The organism is Pantoea sp. E956-1 (assembly GCF_982223955.1).
Map to the genome: position 1 here is coordinate 1,176,463 of NZ_CEUYZP010000001.1, position 14,074 is coordinate 1,190,536.

Consider the following 14,074-nt stretch of genomic DNA (forward strand, 5'->3'; position numbering starts at 1 on the left):
TTGTTGAACCCGCCAAAACGGGGCGGCACCCTTCTTTTGTGACCGTGAGGAGAGTACATTGTGCTGGTTCGATTTCTGTGGCAGCCAAAAGGATTCTGCCCATTAAGGCGGTAACAATGACTTTTCAAATTGATAAATCCGGAAAACTCGATAACGTCTGTTATGACATCCGTGGCCCGGTACTGAAAGAGGCTAAGCGCCTCGAAGAAGAAGGTAACAAAGTTCTGAAGCTGAACATCGGCAATCCGGCGCCGTTTGGTTTTGAAGCACCGGATGAGATTCTGGTCGATGTTATTCGTAACCTTCCCAGCTCTCAGGGCTATTGTGACTCCAAGGGTCTCTATTCCGCCCGTAAAGCGATCATGCAGCACTATCAGGCGCGTGACATGCGCGATGTCACGGTAGAAGATATCTACATTGGCAACGGTGTTTCAGAACTGATCGTGCAGGCGATGCAGGCGTTACTGAACAGCGGTGACGAAATGCTGGTGCCGGCCCCCGACTATCCGTTATGGACGGCTGCGGTTTCCCTCTCCAGCGGTAAAGCGGTGCACTATCTCTGTGACGAATCAGCAGGCTGGTTCCCTGACCTCGGTGATATCCGCAGCAAGATAACGCCTCGTACCCGCGGCATCGTGATCATCAACCCGAATAACCCCACTGGCGCGGTCTACAGCAAAGAGCTGCTGTTAGAGGTGGTTGAAATTGCGCGTCAGCATAACCTGATTATTTTCGCCGATGAGATCTACGACAAGATCCTCTATGACGATGCCCAGCATCACTGCATCGCAGCGCTGGCACCCGATCTGCTGACTGTCACCTTTAATGGCCTCTCCAAAACCTATCGCGTGGCCGGTTTCCGTCAGGGCTGGATGGTACTGAACGGGCCGAAGAAACATGCTAAAGGCTATATAGAAGGACTGGAAATGCTCGCCTCGATGCGCCTGTGTGCCAACGTACCGGCGCAGCATGCGATTCAGACGGCGCTGGGCGGCTACCAGAGCATTAGCGAATTTATCATGCCGGGCGGTCGTCTCTACGAGCAGCGGCAGCGCGCCTGGGAGTTGATCAACGATATCCCTGGCGTCAGCTGTGTGAAGCCACAGGGCGCGCTTTATATGTTCCCGAAAATTGATGCCAAAAAATTCAACATTTTCGACGATCAGAAGATGGTGCTGGATTTTCTGTTACAGGAGAAGGTGTTGCTGGTTCAGGGCAGTGCCTTTAACTGGCCATGGCCCGATCACCTGCGCATTGTTACGCTGCCTCGTGTGGATGATCTTGAGATGGCGATCAATAAATTTGGCCGCTTCCTGCAAGGCTATCGTCAATAATCGGGCCCGCGTATACTGACGCTATTTGGGGAGAGCCAGAACCTGTCTCTCCCCCGCCAGCCAACAGGAACGCTCATGACACAAAGCCACTTCTTTGCTCATCTCTCCCGTCTTAAGCTGATCAATCGCTGGCCGCTGATGCGCAATGTGCGCACCGAAAATGTCTCCGAACACAGTCTGCAGGTCGCCATGGTGGCGCATGCCCTGGCCGTGATCAAAAACCTTAAATTCAACGGATCGCTTAATGCCGATCACATCGCCATGCTGGCGCTTTACCACGATGCCAGTGAAGTGCTCACCGGCGATTTACCGACCCCGGTAAAGTATTACAATGCGCAGATCGCCCACGAATATAAAAAAATCGAGAAGATTGCTCAGCAGAAGCTGATTGAGATGCTGCCTGAAGAGTTTCAGGCGATCTATCGCCCGCTGATCGATGAGCATTTGCACAGCGAAGAGGAGCAGGCGGTTGTGAAACAGGCGGATGCGCTCTGTGCATATGTAAAATGTCTTGAAGAGTTGTCTGCCGGGAACAACGAATTTTTACTGGCCAAAGCGCGGCTGGAAAAGACCCTGGCACTTCGGCGTTCGCCGGAGATGGATTACTTCGTTGAGGTGTTTATTCCGAGCTTCAGCCTGTCACTGGATGAAATCTCGCAGGATACGCCACTCTAAGCCCGGCGGTCTGGCCGCCGGGCCAGCCCTTAAGCCTGCTGATGAAAGGTAAAGCTGCCGTCAGACTCGCGGGTTATCACCAGTGACGCCAGTGTTTCGAGCTGCAGCGCCACCTCATCCAGCCGGGGTGTCTCCGCCGGCGCATTGATGGCAATCACCGCACAGCCAGCATTCAGACCGGATAAGATGCCGGCAGGGGCATCTTCTGCCACCACACACGATGTCGCCGCTAATCCCAGCTTCTCCGCGCCAAGCAGGTAGGGATCGGGCTCCGGTTTGCCGTTAGCCACCTGTTCAGCGGTAATAAACACGGCGGGCTTCGGTAATCCTGCGGCTTTATGACGTGCATGAGCGACGGGCACCGAACCGGAAGTGACAATCGCCCAGGGAATCTGCAGTTCATTCAGCCGGTTTAACAGTGCGTTAGCACCTGGCAGCGCCTGCACACCGTCGGTGTCCGCCGCCTCAGCCTGCTCCAGCGCGACAAACTCCGCCTGAATAGCCTCTTCCGACTGGCCTGCCATGAAATGACGCAGAGAGGTAATCGCCTGTTTGCCATGAATGAAATCCAGAATCTCATCAGCCGCGATGCCATGACGGGCACCCCACTGGCTCCAGGCTCGTTCAACCGCTGGCAGTGAATCCACCAGCGTGCCGTCTAAATCAAATAGAAAACCTCTGTAGGTCACGCACTCCTCCTCATCAGGCATTAATCACTTGCGCAATTTCGTTTGCACTTAAATGGTACTGGCGCGGACAAGTCTGCCATAAAGCTAACATCCGTTGATACTTTTCCCACATCGGGGTCTGCGCATTAAAACCATGGGTGCCGGAATCGAAGTGGGTATAACGCCCTTCAGTGTTGACCATGAAACGGACGTAACCCAGCAGGCGCGCTTCTGTTGCCGCATCAAAGCCCAGAAAGGCAAGACGGCGTTCTTCAAGCTGACCTTTATCTTTCAGGTTCGACCAGGAGACGTGGAGAGCGTGATGCATTTCCATAATGTCGATGACCGTCCGGCAGATCGCCTCGCTAAGTTCGCCAAACTCTTTGTCCAGCTCACGCATCTGCAGCGCATAGCCGCGCTCGATGATGGTCTGGTAACGGCGAAAACGTTCCGCATTTTCCGGCTCAAGCATGGCCATCATTTTATACTGGTTGGTGAGAATCAAACGCTGTGCATGGGTCATTTCCATTATTCACTCCCGGTCAGAGACCGCTCAGTTAATCGACAATGGAGAAATGATTGCACAGCGTTAGCGACACGGAAATCGCCGTATCGCCATTCTTTGATTTAGCCGCAGGTTAGCGGTAAATATTTTACCGCTAACCTGGGATGGGTCAGAGATCGTCGAGGAAAGTGCGATCGAGTTGTTTGAACGCTCGCTTTAACAGATCGGCCAGCGCCTGATAGGTCGGCTTGCCTTCTACTGGCGCTGTCGCCTGCCCCGCTTCTTCCAGCCGGGCACGTACTTCATGAAACCAGTTAAGCAGCGTTGGCGGAAGCGGCGTCACTGAACGCTTTCCCAGCCACCATAATCCCTGCATCGGCAGGGTACAGGCAAACAGCGCGGTCGCCACGGCCGGGCCTAACTGACCGCCCATCGCGATCTGCCAGGTTAGCGTAAAAATCGCCAAAGGTGGCATAAAGCGAATGGCAAAGCGCGTTGCCGATGAAACACGGTTTTCCGGGAACACAGGTGCCAGGCGCTTATCAGCGGGCCAGGTCTTCATATAGTGCTGGCCGCGCTGAAACATCCGAAACCAATTGGTACTGCCAGATTCATTCGCCATGGCTCACCTCAACTAATACTGTAAAAATTAAAAAAAAGTTATAACTACACAACTTTACGTGACATCCTTCAATTATTTTTGTCTTTACAGGTCACTCCAGCTATTCTGACGCCGTTTTACCACCTTTCCGGAAGCGGAATGCGCCTTTGGGAAGAGGCCTGAGCCAGGTTTGACAAGGCAATCTTCAAATTTTCGCGTAAGATTACCGAAAATTTTTGCGGGAATGCAGAATATTGTCTACCGCATGATGTTTGTCATTAATCTACCAGCTTTCATGGGCTACGCTGTTAGTCTGATTGCGTTTTATTTAGCCACTCTCAAAAAAAATAGGTACTTCCATGTCGAGTAAGTTAGTTCTGGTTCTGAACTGTGGCAGCTCTTCCCTTAAGTTTGCCATCCTCAATCCTGCCAGCGGTGAAGAATTCCTGTCTGGCCTGGCGGAATGTTTCCACCTTCCTGAAGCTCGCATTAAATGGAAACTGGAAGGCGAAAAACAGGAAGCGCCTCTGGGTGCTGGCGCAGCGCATAGTGAAGCGCTGAACTTTATCGTTAAAACCATTCTGGCACAAAAACCTGAGCTTTCGGCACAAATTGCTGCAATCGGCCATCGTATCGTTCATGGCGGTGAGAAGCTGACTCAGTCAGTCATCATTACTGAGGAAGTGGTACAGGGCATCAAAGACGCCTCTTCTTTTGCACCGCTACACAATCCGGCTCATCTGATCGGTATTGATGAGGCGATGAAAAACTTCCCTCACCTGTCAGATAAGAATGTCGCGGTATTTGACACCGCTTTCCATCAGACAATGCCGGAAGAGTCTTATCTCTATGCGCTGCCGTACAAATTGTATAAAGAGCATGGCGTTCGTCGCTATGGCGCGCATGGCACCAGCCACTTCTATGTGACCCACGAAGCGGCCAAAATGCTCAACAAGCCGCTTGAATCACTGAACATTATTACCTGCCACCTCGGCAACGGCGGCTCTGTCTCTGCCATTCGCAACGGCGAGTGTGTGGACACCTCAATGGGCCTGACCCCACTGGAAGGTCTGGTGATGGGTACCCGCAGTGGCGACATCGACCCGGCAATTATCTTCTTCCTGCACGATACGCTGGGTATGAGCGTTGATGCCATCAATAAACTGCTGACCAAAGAGTCTGGCCTGTTAGGCCTGACCGAAGTCACCAGCGACTGCCGCTACGTAGAAGATAACTACACCACCAAAGAAGATGCGAAGCGCGCAATGGATGTCTTCTGTCATCGCCTGGCGAAATATATCGGCAGCTACACCGCGCTGATGGATGGCCGCCTTGATGCCGTGGTCTTTACTGGCGGCATCGGTGAAAACGCCGCGATGGTTCGTGAACTCTCACTGAAAAAACTGGCGCTGCTGGGCTTTGACGTCGATCACGATCGCAACCTGGCGGCCCGTTTCGGCAAGTCTGGTTACATCAATAAAGAAGGCACCCGCCCGGCGCTGGTTATCCCGACCAACGAAGAGCTGGTCATCGCCCAGGACGCAGCGCGTCTGACTGCGTAAACACTTCTCTCCGTCAGCTCAGGCTGACGGAGTTGTTTATGACACCCTGCCATTACTGAGAGGTTCAAACGTGTCACGTACAATTATGCTCATTCCGACCGGCACCAGCGTCGGCCTGACCAGCGTCAGCCTCGGCGTTATCCGCGCGATGGAGCGCAAAGGCGTTCGACTCAGCGTCTTTAAGCCGATTGCTCAGCCGCGTGCTGGCGGCGATACGCCGGATCAAACCACCACTATTATTCGTAAGAACTCCTCGATTCCTGCTGCTGAACCGCTGCAGATGTCACGTGTTGAATCACTGCTGGGATCGAATCAGCAGGATGTGCTGATGGAAGAGATCATCTCCCGTTACCATGCCAACACGCAGAATGCTGAAGTGGTACTGGTTGAAGGTCTGGTCCCTACCCGTAAGCACCAGTTCGCCAACGCGCTGAACTATGAAATCGCGAAAACCCTGAATGCGGAAATCGTTTTCGTGATGGCGCTGGGCAATGACTCTCCGGCACAGCTGAAAGAGCGCATTGAACTGACGCAGAGCAGCTTCGGCGGTCAGAAGAACAAAAATATCACCGGCGTGATCATCAATAAACTCAACGCGCCGGTCGATGATCAGGGGCGTACCCGCCCTGACCTGTCAGAAATTTTTGATGACTCGTCAAAAGCCAGCATCGCCAATATCGATCCTAAGCAGCTGTTCTCAGACAGCCCGCTGCCGGTACTGGGCTGCGTGCCGTGGAGCTTTGATCTGATCGCCACCCGCGCAATCGATATGTGCCGCCACCTGGACGCGCGCATCATCAACGAAGGTGAGATTCAGACCCGCCGGGTTAAATCGGTCACCTTCTGCGCCCGTAGTATCCCGCACATGCTGGAGCATTTCCGCCCAGGCTCACTGCTGGTGACGTCCGCAGACCGCCCGGATGTGCTGGTCGCCGCCTGCCTGGCCGCCATGAACGGCATTGAGATTGGCGCTATCCTGCTGACCGGTAACTACGAGATTGACGATCGCATCGCGCGTCTCTGCGACCGTGCCTTCCAGACCGGCCTGCCGGTGTTTATGGTGAAGACCAATACCTGGCAGACCTCTCTGAGCCTGCAGAGCTTTAATCTTGAAGTGCCCGCTGACGATACGCAGCGCATCGAGAAAGTGCAGGAATATGTTGCCAGCTACATTAATGCTGACTGGATTGAGTCACTGACCGCCACGTCAGAGCGCAGCCGTCGCCTGTCGCCACCGGCCTTCCGCTATCAGTTGACTGAGCTGGCACGTAAAGCGGGCAAACGCGTCGTGCTGCCAGAGGGTGATGAGCCGCGTACGGTTAAAGCGGCCGCTATCTGTGCTGAACGCGGTATCGCCACCTGCGTACTGTTAGGCAACCCGGATGAGATTCAGCGTGTTGCTGCGGCCCAGGGTGTCGAACTGGGCAAAGGGGTTGAGATTGTTGATCAGGAACAGGTGCGTGAAAACTACGTGCCGCGTCTGGTTGAGCTGCGTAAAAGCAAAGGCATGACCGAAGTGGTCGCTCAGGAACAACTGGAAGATAACGTGGTGCTGGGCACTATGATGCTGGAGAGCGGCGAAGTGGATGGCCTGGTTTCAGGTGCGGTTCACACCACCGCCAATACCATTCGTCCGCCTCTGCAGCTGATCAAAACTGCGCCTAACAGCTCACTGGTTTCATCGGTGTTCTTTATGCTGCTGCCGGAGCAGGTGCTGGTTTACGGTGACTGCGCGATTAACCCGGATCCAACCGCTGAGCAACTGGCTGAGATCGCTATTCAGTCAGCCGATTCTGCAAAAGCCTTTGGTATCGACCCACGTGTTGCGATGATCTCCTACTCGACCGGCACGTCAGGTGCAGGCAGCGACGTTGAAAAAGTGCGTGAAGCAACACGTATCGCGCAGGAAAAACGTCCTGATCTGGTCATCGATGGTCCGCTGCAGTATGACGCCGCGATCATGGAAGATGTGGCGAAGTCGAAAGCGCCAGATTCACAGGTTGCCGGTCGCGCCACCGTGTTTATCTTCCCGGATCTGAACACCGGTAACACCACATATAAAGCGGTACAGCGTTCAGCCGATCTGATCTCAATCGGGCCGATGCTGCAGGGTATGCGTAAGCCGGTTAACGACCTGTCGCGCGGTGCGCTGGTTGATGACATCGTCTATACCATCGCCTTAACCGCCATTCAGTCTCAGCAGGCTGAACAAGGCTAAGCGTCAGGTAAGAACGAAAAAGGCATGCCCCAGGGCATGCCTTTTTTTCGCCGGTAACAGAGCCGGAGGCTTTAACGCATATCACTGACACACGTTAAAGCGTCCGTTTTCAGGCCCGGTTATCGCCGTTGCGGCTCATCCACAGAGAGAGCGCTTTCAGCGAATCGTCAGTGAACTCATCACAACGTGCGGTGATCTCATCGGGCGTCATCCAGATAATCTCATCGACTTCCGATTCCTGCATGGCGAATGGCCCGTGTGACACACAACTGAACAGTCCGCCCCAGACGCGACAGTGCTGATCTTCGAAGTAAAATTTGCCATGCTCAGCAAACGGCACCGCAGCAATGCCTAATTCCTCTTCCGCTTCACGTCGCGCAGACTCCAGCATATCTTCACCGCTCTGCACCACGCCGCCTGCGGTTGCGTCCAGTTTGCCCGGCATAAAATCTTTTATCTCCGTGCGACGCTGCACCAGAATCTTGCCCATACCGTCATGAACCACAATATAGGTAGCGCGGTGACGCAGGCACTCAGCGCGCATCTGCGCACGTGTCGCCTGAGCAACAACTTCATTCTCTTCGTTTACGATATCGACCCACTCGATGCCGTCACCCGCAGTTTGATCCACCATCCGTAACCCTTTCCTGTTTGGCGTACACTTGGGTACGCAGTTTGCCACGTCGTTATTTTTATGTGGCGTAAGGTAATCACTTCCACCAGCCTGAGCAAGCCCTGGCTGTTACCGATTTTTACCACTTTCTGCTAACCACAGCTGTACTGAGGCTCGCTGCCACTGAAACTCAGCATAATCCCGCAGACGTGCAGGCAAGGGATCGCCATGCAATACCAGCCGGTTAAGCATGACCGCCAGGTCGGTATCCGCAATTGACCACTCACCAAACAGATTCTGTTGCCCGTCCGGCAGCAGGCGATCGACGGCCATAACGAGTTTATCCACCGCCTGCTGCGCTGAGGCAGTCAGCGGCGCAAAGCGTTCACCGGCAAACAACACCTCTGTCGGACGCTCCTGACGGATCCACAGGAAGTCACTGCGAAGCCATGCCTGAATCTCTCTGGCGCGGGCGCGCTTCTCGCGGTCGCGGGGATAAAGCCGCTCAAACTCGGGCGCCGGAAAACGCTCTTCAAGATATTCGGTAATCGCCGAAGATTCGCTTAACAGGAACGCATCAATCTGCAGGGTCGGTACCCGGCAGGTCAGCGACAGCTCACGGTATGCCGCGGCGTATTGCTGATTCTGCGACAAATCGACGCGTTTCAGCTGGAAAGGGATCCCTTTTTCGGTAAGAGCAACATAGGCCGACATGGCGTAAGGACTGAAAAATGATGAATCTGACCACAGGGTGATGGACGGATAATTCATCTGTTACCTCAATTGGCTGTCCGGGTTGCATCATGTTTACCGATTTTTTTTTGGGAAGGCAACGCTGAGCTGATCCGATCTCTTCCTCCGGAATAAGAAAGCGCGACGCGACTCACGATAGAGTGGCTCGACTCTTCTATGCTGAAAGGTGCAAATAACAAAAACATCAAGGGAGCCGCAACATGCATATTCTTATTACCGGTGGTACGGGACTGATTGGCCGTCACCTGATTCCGCGCCTGCAACAGTTGGGGCATCAGATTAGCGTGGTGACGCGTGACGTGGTCAGCGCGCGTGAAAAACTGGGCGAAGAGGTCGCGCTCTGGTCAGGGCTGGCGCAACAGTCGAACCTGGATACCATCGATGCGGTGATTAATCTGGCGGGAGAACCTATTGCCGACAAACGCTGGACGGAGCCGCATAAACAGCAGCTATGCGAAAGCCGCTGGCAGATAACCGAGCAGATCGCCTCACTGATCAACGCCAGCGCCACGCCACCGTCCGTGTTGATTTCAGGTTCGGCAACCGGCTTTTATGGCAATACCGGCGATCTGGTGCTGACTGAAGAGGATCAGGGTCAGGATGAGTTTACTCATCAGCTTTGTGCCCGTTGGGAGCAGCTGGCGCTCGCGGCTGAAAGCGAACGCACCCGCGTCTGCCTGCTGCGAACCGGCGTGGTGCTGGCGCCTGAGGGCGGCGCACTCAGCAAAATGAAGCTGCCCTTTAAACTCGGCATCGGCGGGCCGATTGGCAGTGGTAAACAGTACATGCCGTGGATTCACATTGATGACATGCTAAACGCCATTATCTGGCTGCTGGAGCATGACGATCTGCGGGGGCCGTTCAATATGGTCGCTCCCTACGCGGTGCGTAACGAGCAGTTTGCCGCCACCCTGGGCCGGGTTATGCATCGTCCGGCCTTTATGCGCACGCCGGCCAGCGCCATTAAACTGATGATGGGCGAATCGTCGGTACTGGTGCTGGGAGGACAGCATGTGCTGCCAAAGCGGCTGGAAGCCTCAGGCTTTGGCTTCCGCTGGTACGATTTGCAGGAAGCCCTGCAGGATGTTGTGAAGCATTAATCCTGGCCCGCGCCAGCGAGACGCGGGCGCGGGATTACTTCAGCGATCCCTTGAGGAACTGCTGTAAACGCGGGCTTTTCGGGCTGCCGAACAGCTCCGCAGGCGGCCCCTGCTCTTCGATTTTGCCCTGATGCAGGAAAATGACATGGCTGGAGACGTGGCGGGCAAATTCCATCTCGTGGGTCACGACCACCATGGTTTTGCCCTCCTCCGCCAGCTTCTGCATGATACGCAGTACTTCCCCGACCAGCTCCGGATCAAGCGCTGAAGTGGGTTCGTCAAACAGCAGCACCTCAGGCTCCATCGCCAGCGCGCGCGCAATCGACACACGCTGCTGCTGACCGCCGGAGAGGTGAACCGGATATTTTGCCTGCGCCCGCGCATCAATCCCGACTTTATCGAGGTATTTTATAGCACGCTCACGCGCTGCTGCTTTAGTCAGCCCCAGCACCTGAATCGGGGCTTCCATCACGTTTTCCAGCACGGTCATGTGACTCCACAGATTAAAGTGCTGGAACACCATGGTCAGGCTGGTACGTAACGCGCGCAGCTGCTCTTTGTCAGCCACTTTGAGCTGACCATCTTTGTCACGGACTAAGGTGATTTGTTGGTTATTCACCATGATGCTGCCTTCACTCGGTTTTTCGAGGAAGTTGATGCAGCGTAAAAAGGTACTTTTCCCTGAGCCGGACGATCCAATGATACTGATCACATCGCCCGCTTTAGCAGTTAACGAGACCCCTTTCAGCACTTCATGTTCACCGTAACGCTTATGCAATTCGGTGACGCTTAATTTATTGTCAGCCATAGTTCTACTCAATGCGATGAAGAGGGTTTCACGTGGGCCAGCCAGCGACGTTCCGCCAGGCGGAACAGGCTGATCAACACGTAAGAGATAATCAGGTACAACACAGCCGCCAGACCAAAGGCGGTAAACGGCTGATAGGTCGCCGAGTTAATATCCCGCGCGATTTTCAGCAGATCCGGTACGGTGGCGGTGAAGGCCAGCGCCGTGGAGTGCAGCATCAGAATCACTTCATTGCTGTAGGCCGGCAGTGCCGTACGCAGCGCCGAGGGCAGGATAATGCAGCGATAGAGTTTAAAGGTGGAGAAGCCGTATGCCCGTGCCGCCTCAATTTCACCGTGTGGCACCGAGCGAATCGCACCGGCAAAAATTTCCGTGGTGTAGGCGCAGGTGTTGAGGGTGAAGGCGAGCAACGTACAGTTCAGACCGCTGCGGAAAAATGCATTTAGCAGTTCGGTGCCTTTCACAATCTCCAGCGTGTACATGCCGGAGTAGAACACCAGCAGCTGCACATAGAGCGGCGTGCCACGAAACACATAGGTGAAGAGCCAGACCGGAAAGCTGATAAACCGGTTAGGGGAAACCCGCGCTATCGCCAGCAGGATTGCCAGACATCCACCAATGGTGACCGAGAGGATCAGCAGCCACAGGGTGATAGCCACACCGGTAAAACGATAACCGTCAGTCCAGAGCAGCGATTTCCAGTATTCCTGAATAATATCAATCATAACTCGCCCTCTTCACACCTACCGTATAGCGCCGGTTGAGCCACCACAGCACACCGTTTGATAGCGTGGTGAATACCAGATAAATCACACCGGCTACAATGGCGAAGTAGAACGGCTGCCAGGTACTTTTTCCTGCCAGCTGCGTCGCCTTCACCACATCTTCCAGCCCCAGCAGCGAGACCAGCGCGGTGGCTTTCAGAATCACCTGCCAGTTGTTGCCGATGCCTGGCAGCGCGTAGCGCATCATGGCCGGAAACAGAATGCGGCGGAACACCTGCGCGCCGGTAAAGCCAAACGCGGTTGCTGCTTCAATCTGCCCCTGAGGCACGGCCATAAAGGCACCGCGGAACGTTTCGGTGAAGTAGGCACCATAGATAAAGCCGAGCGTGATGATACCGGCGACCATCGGGTCGATATCAAACTGCGCCATCCCCAGCGCATCGGTTATCTGATTGAGGACAATCTGCAGACCGTAGAAGATCAGCAGCATCAGTACGAGGTCTGGCACGCCACGAATCAGCGTGGTGTAGCCTTCAAAAATCATCGCCAGTGGCCGGCTGCGCGACAGTTTCGCGCCTGCGCCAATCAGGCCCAGCAGCACTGCCAGCACGACGGAAGTGAGCGCCAGCTCCAGCGTCACCAGCGTGCCCCGAAGAATTACATCAGAATAGCCATACAGCATCGAAAGGGTCCTGTCGTGGGGTGAAAACGAAACGCTGCCCGCAAGCGAGACGGGCAGTTTAGCTTTACCTCTCTGTTGCAGATGCCATCCGCCATCAGCGGACAAGAATCCGATTCTGCACCTGGCAGAACCGGCTCAGACCCGGCAAAACGGATACAGAGGGTAAAGCGACAGGATGGTTAGTCGCCGTACACGTTGAAATCGAAGTATTTCTTCGCAATCTTGTCGTAGGTGCCATCTTTACGCATGTCAGCAAAGGCTTTGTCGATGGCGGCTTTCAGTTCGCTGTCATCTTTACGCAGTCCCATGCCGGTACCGACGCCAAAAATCTTGTCATCTTTCACAGCCGGACCGGCGAAGGCGTAATTTTTACCGACCGGCTGCTTCAGGAATCCTTCGCTGGCCTGCACTTCATCCTGGAAGGCAGCATCAATACGACCGGCATTCAGATCCTGATAGACCAGATCCTGGTTAGCATAAGGCGTGACGTTCACCCCTTTTGGCCGCCAGTTCTGATTGGCGTAAGTTTCCTGCGTGGTGCCCTGCAGCAGACCGATGTTTTTGCCTTTCAGCGACTCAATGGTCGGCTCAATTTTCGATCCCTTCGGCGCGACTAAACGCGCGTTAGCGGCGTAGAGTTTTTCTGAAAAGGCGATCTCTTCCTGACGTTTAGCGGTGATGGAAAGTGAGGAGATGATGGCATCAATTTTCTTCGCTTTCAGTGAAGGGATCAGCGCATCAAAGTCGCTCTCAACATAGGTACATTGAGTATGAATACGTTTACAGATTTCGTTAGCGAGGTCGATATCGAAGCCCACTAACTTGCCTTGCGCGTTTTTCGACTCAAACGGTGGGTAAGTTGGATCTGTGCCGATACGGATTGAACCCGGAACCGCCGCGAAGACGCTGGCAGCACTGGATAAGCCCAGCATCAGGGAAAGAGCCAGAACACGCTTTTTCATAGATTACCCTCAAGTGAAGTGCTTTTTGTTATGTGGTTCGTGATGTGTTTGCGCAAAGTAATTTGCATGTTTCATGCCAGTTCTGCAAGTTAACCACGCTGTTAGCGTGATGTCAGACAGGCGAAAACGCTGTGTTTGTGAGGGGAATATAGCAGTGAAGTAAAAGAGAAAAAGCGACGTTGTTAACTTTTGGTGCGTCAAATGCACGAAGAGTGATCCGAGGCGCGCTTATGCACTAAATAAGTGCGCCAGCGGAACTTTATGCACCCTGCCAGCGCATAAAGAGATCTTCCGGTAATTCGATATCAAACTGGTCGATAACCCGGTTAACGGTCTGATCGATCAGCTGATCAATAGTTTCAGGCCGATGATAAAATGCCGGCACGGGTGGCATGATAATGGCCCCCAGCTCTGCGGCAGTGGTCATCATTCGCAGGTGGCCAACATGCAGCGGGGTTTCACGCACACACAATACCAGCTTACGCTGCTCTTTTAACACCACGTCAGCCGCACGGGTCAGCAACGAGTCACTGTAACTGTGGACGATGCCAGAGAGCGTTTTCATTGAGCAGGGTAAAATCGCCATGCCCAGCGTTTTAAACGAGCCGGACGAAATATTTGCTGCAATATCGCGCACGTCATGCACCACATCGGCCAGCGCCTGCACGTCACGCAGCGAATAATCACTCTCCAGTCCCAGCGTCTGACGCGCCGCCTGACTCATAACCAGATGCGTTTCTACTTCTTCCACCTGCTGCAACACCTGCAGCATGCGCACGCCATAGATCACCCCGCTTGCGCCAGAGATGCCAATGATGAGTCGTTTCATATTCCAACCTTATGTCAGCTAATGGGGCATCATACGCGG

At 54.2% G+C, this 14,074-nt stretch carries 15 protein-coding genes; 5 read left to right on the plus strand and 10 right to left on the minus strand.

Going from position 1 to position 14,074, the window contains the following annotated elements; genetic code table 11:
• The first annotated feature begins 116 nt into the window (after window positions 1–116).
• The gene (locus AC0T7J_RS05620) at window positions 117–1,334 is read left to right on the plus strand and encodes a pyridoxal phosphate-dependent aminotransferase (RefSeq protein WP_473792720.1); all 1,218 of its coding nucleotides are present in this window, start codon (window positions 117–119) and stop codon (window positions 1,332–1,334) included.
• A 75-nt stretch (window positions 1,335–1,409) separates the two neighbouring features.
• Window positions 1,410–2,009: a 5'-deoxynucleotidase gene (gene yfbR / locus AC0T7J_RS05625; RefSeq protein ID WP_010258048.1), complete on the plus strand. Its 600-nt coding sequence runs from the start codon at window positions 1,410–1,412 to the stop codon at window positions 2,007–2,009.
• A 29-nt stretch (window positions 2,010–2,038) separates the two neighbouring features.
• Here yfbR and AC0T7J_RS05630 read toward each other — a convergent pair whose 3' ends face one another.
• The 3 genes from AC0T7J_RS05630 to yfbV form a co-directional block, all read right to left on the minus strand.
• Window positions 2,039–2,698 carry a sugar phosphatase gene (locus AC0T7J_RS05630; protein WP_473792722.1) on the minus strand — a complete coding sequence of 220 codons (660 nt, stop codon included), beginning with the start codon at window positions 2,696–2,698 and terminating at the stop codon, window positions 2,039–2,041.
• Window positions 2,699–2,711: 13 nt separating this feature from the next.
• Window positions 2,712–3,206 carry a YfbU family protein gene (locus AC0T7J_RS05635; RefSeq protein WP_061063005.1) on the minus strand — a complete coding sequence of 165 codons (495 nt, stop codon included), beginning with the start codon at window positions 3,204–3,206 and terminating at the stop codon, window positions 2,712–2,714.
• A 145-nt stretch (window positions 3,207–3,351) separates the two neighbouring features.
• The gene (gene yfbV / locus AC0T7J_RS05640; RefSeq protein ID WP_473792724.1) at window positions 3,352–3,804 is read right to left on the minus strand and encodes a terminus macrodomain insulation protein YfbV; all 453 of its coding nucleotides are present in this window, start codon (window positions 3,802–3,804) and stop codon (window positions 3,352–3,354) included.
• Window positions 3,805–4,142: 338 nt separating this feature from the next.
• On the opposite strand from yfbV, the gene ackA reads away from it, so the two are divergent.
• Both ackA and pta read left to right on the plus strand, forming a co-directional pair.
• The gene (ackA, locus tag AC0T7J_RS05645) at window positions 4,143–5,345 is read left to right on the plus strand and encodes an acetate kinase (protein WP_010258040.1); all 1,203 of its coding nucleotides are present in this window, start codon (window positions 4,143–4,145) and stop codon (window positions 5,343–5,345) included.
• A gap of 85 nt (window positions 5,346–5,430) precedes the next feature.
• On the plus strand, window positions 5,431–7,563 hold the full coding sequence (gene pta / locus AC0T7J_RS05650) for a phosphate acetyltransferase (protein ID WP_473793189.1): 2,133 nt from the start codon (window positions 5,431–5,433) through the stop codon (window positions 7,561–7,563).
• 109 nt (window positions 7,564–7,672) lie between these two features.
• Here the strand turns inward: pta and yfcD are convergent, their stop codons facing one another.
• Together yfcD and yfcF are read right to left on the minus strand one after the other, a co-directional pair.
• Window positions 7,673–8,197, minus strand: coding sequence for an NUDIX hydrolase YfcD (yfcD, locus tag AC0T7J_RS05655; protein ID WP_010258035.1), 525 nt, complete (start codon window positions 8,195–8,197; stop codon window positions 7,673–7,675).
• A gap of 108 nt (window positions 8,198–8,305) precedes the next feature.
• Window positions 8,306–8,947, minus strand: coding sequence for a glutathione transferase (yfcF, locus tag AC0T7J_RS05660; RefSeq protein WP_010258032.1), 642 nt, complete (start codon window positions 8,945–8,947; stop codon window positions 8,306–8,308).
• 182 nt (window positions 8,948–9,129) lie between these two features.
• On the opposite strand from yfcF, the gene AC0T7J_RS05665 reads away from it, so the two are divergent.
• The gene (locus tag AC0T7J_RS05665; protein WP_473792727.1) at window positions 9,130–10,029 is read left to right on the plus strand and encodes a TIGR01777 family oxidoreductase; all 900 of its coding nucleotides are present in this window, start codon (window positions 9,130–9,132) and stop codon (window positions 10,027–10,029) included.
• A gap of 34 nt (window positions 10,030–10,063) precedes the next feature.
• On the opposite strand, the gene hisP is transcribed toward AC0T7J_RS05665, so the two are convergent.
• From hisP to AC0T7J_RS05690, 5 genes are all read right to left on the minus strand, one after another.
• The gene (gene hisP, locus AC0T7J_RS05670; RefSeq protein ID WP_064703765.1) at window positions 10,064–10,837 is read right to left on the minus strand and encodes a histidine ABC transporter ATP-binding protein HisP; all 774 of its coding nucleotides are present in this window, start codon (window positions 10,835–10,837) and stop codon (window positions 10,064–10,066) included.
• An 8-nt stretch (window positions 10,838–10,845) separates the two neighbouring features.
• Window positions 10,846–11,562, minus strand: a complete 717-nt coding sequence (locus tag AC0T7J_RS05675) for an ABC transporter permease (RefSeq protein WP_010258010.1) — start codon at window positions 11,560–11,562, stop codon at window positions 10,846–10,848.
• Window positions 11,555–12,244, minus strand: coding sequence for a histidine ABC transporter permease HisQ (locus tag AC0T7J_RS05680; RefSeq protein ID WP_010258006.1), 690 nt, complete (start codon window positions 12,242–12,244; stop codon window positions 11,555–11,557). The genes AC0T7J_RS05675 and AC0T7J_RS05680 overlap by 8 nt, the downstream gene beginning before the upstream one ends.
• A 179-nt stretch (window positions 12,245–12,423) precedes the next feature.
• Complete coding sequence (gene argT, locus AC0T7J_RS05685) at window positions 12,424–13,206, minus strand: lysine/arginine/ornithine ABC transporter substrate-binding protein ArgT (protein WP_010258004.1); 783 nt, start codon at window positions 13,204–13,206, stop codon at window positions 12,424–12,426.
• A 259-nt stretch (window positions 13,207–13,465) separates the two neighbouring features.
• A complete protein-coding gene (locus tag AC0T7J_RS05690) occupies window positions 13,466–14,035 on the minus strand; it encodes a UbiX family flavin prenyltransferase (protein WP_013358589.1) in 570 nt (189 codons plus the stop codon).
• Window positions 14,036–14,074 lie beyond the last annotated feature (39 nt).

Bases quoted from the DNA above. Each gene is read 5' to 3' on its own strand.
- AC0T7J_RS05665 (WP_473792727.1), top strand. From the start codon at position 9,130: ATGCATATTCTTATTACCGGTGGTACGGGACTGATTGGCCGTCACCTG.
- ackA (WP_010258040.1), top strand. From the start codon at position 4,143: ATGTCGAGTAAGTTAGTTCTGGTTCTGAACTGTGGCAGCTCTTCCCTT.
- yfcD (WP_010258035.1), bottom strand. From the start codon at position 8,197: ATGGTGGATCAAACTGCGGGTGACGGCATCGAGTGGGTCGATATCGTA.
- yfcF (WP_010258032.1), bottom strand. From the start codon at position 8,947: ATGAATTATCCGTCCATCACCCTGTGGTCAGATTCATCATTTTTCAGT.
- argT (WP_010258004.1), bottom strand. From the start codon at position 13,206: ATGAAAAAGCGTGTTCTGGCTCTTTCCCTGATGCTGGGCTTATCCAGT.
- AC0T7J_RS05675 (WP_010258010.1), bottom strand. From the start codon at position 11,562: ATGATTGATATTATTCAGGAATACTGGAAATCGCTGCTCTGGACTGAC.
- AC0T7J_RS05690 (WP_013358589.1), bottom strand. From the start codon at position 14,035: ATGAAACGACTCATCATTGGCATCTCTGGCGCAAGCGGGGTGATCTAT.
- hisP (WP_064703765.1), bottom strand. From the start codon at position 10,837: ATGGCTGACAATAAATTAAGCGTCACCGAATTGCATAAGCGTTACGGT.
- AC0T7J_RS05620 (WP_473792720.1), top strand. From the start codon at position 117: ATGACTTTTCAAATTGATAAATCCGGAAAACTCGATAACGTCTGTTAT.
- AC0T7J_RS05635 (WP_061063005.1), bottom strand. From the start codon at position 3,206: ATGGAAATGACCCATGCACAGCGTTTGATTCTCACCAACCAGTATAAA.
- pta (WP_473793189.1), top strand. From the start codon at position 5,431: ATGCTCATTCCGACCGGCACCAGCGTCGGCCTGACCAGCGTCAGCCTC.
- AC0T7J_RS05680 (WP_010258006.1), bottom strand. From the start codon at position 12,244: ATGCTGTATGGCTATTCTGATGTAATTCTTCGGGGCACGCTGGTGACG.
- yfbR (WP_010258048.1), top strand. From the start codon at position 1,410: ATGACACAAAGCCACTTCTTTGCTCATCTCTCCCGTCTTAAGCTGATC.
- yfbV (WP_473792724.1), bottom strand. From the start codon at position 3,804: ATGGCGAATGAATCTGGCAGTACCAATTGGTTTCGGATGTTTCAGCGC.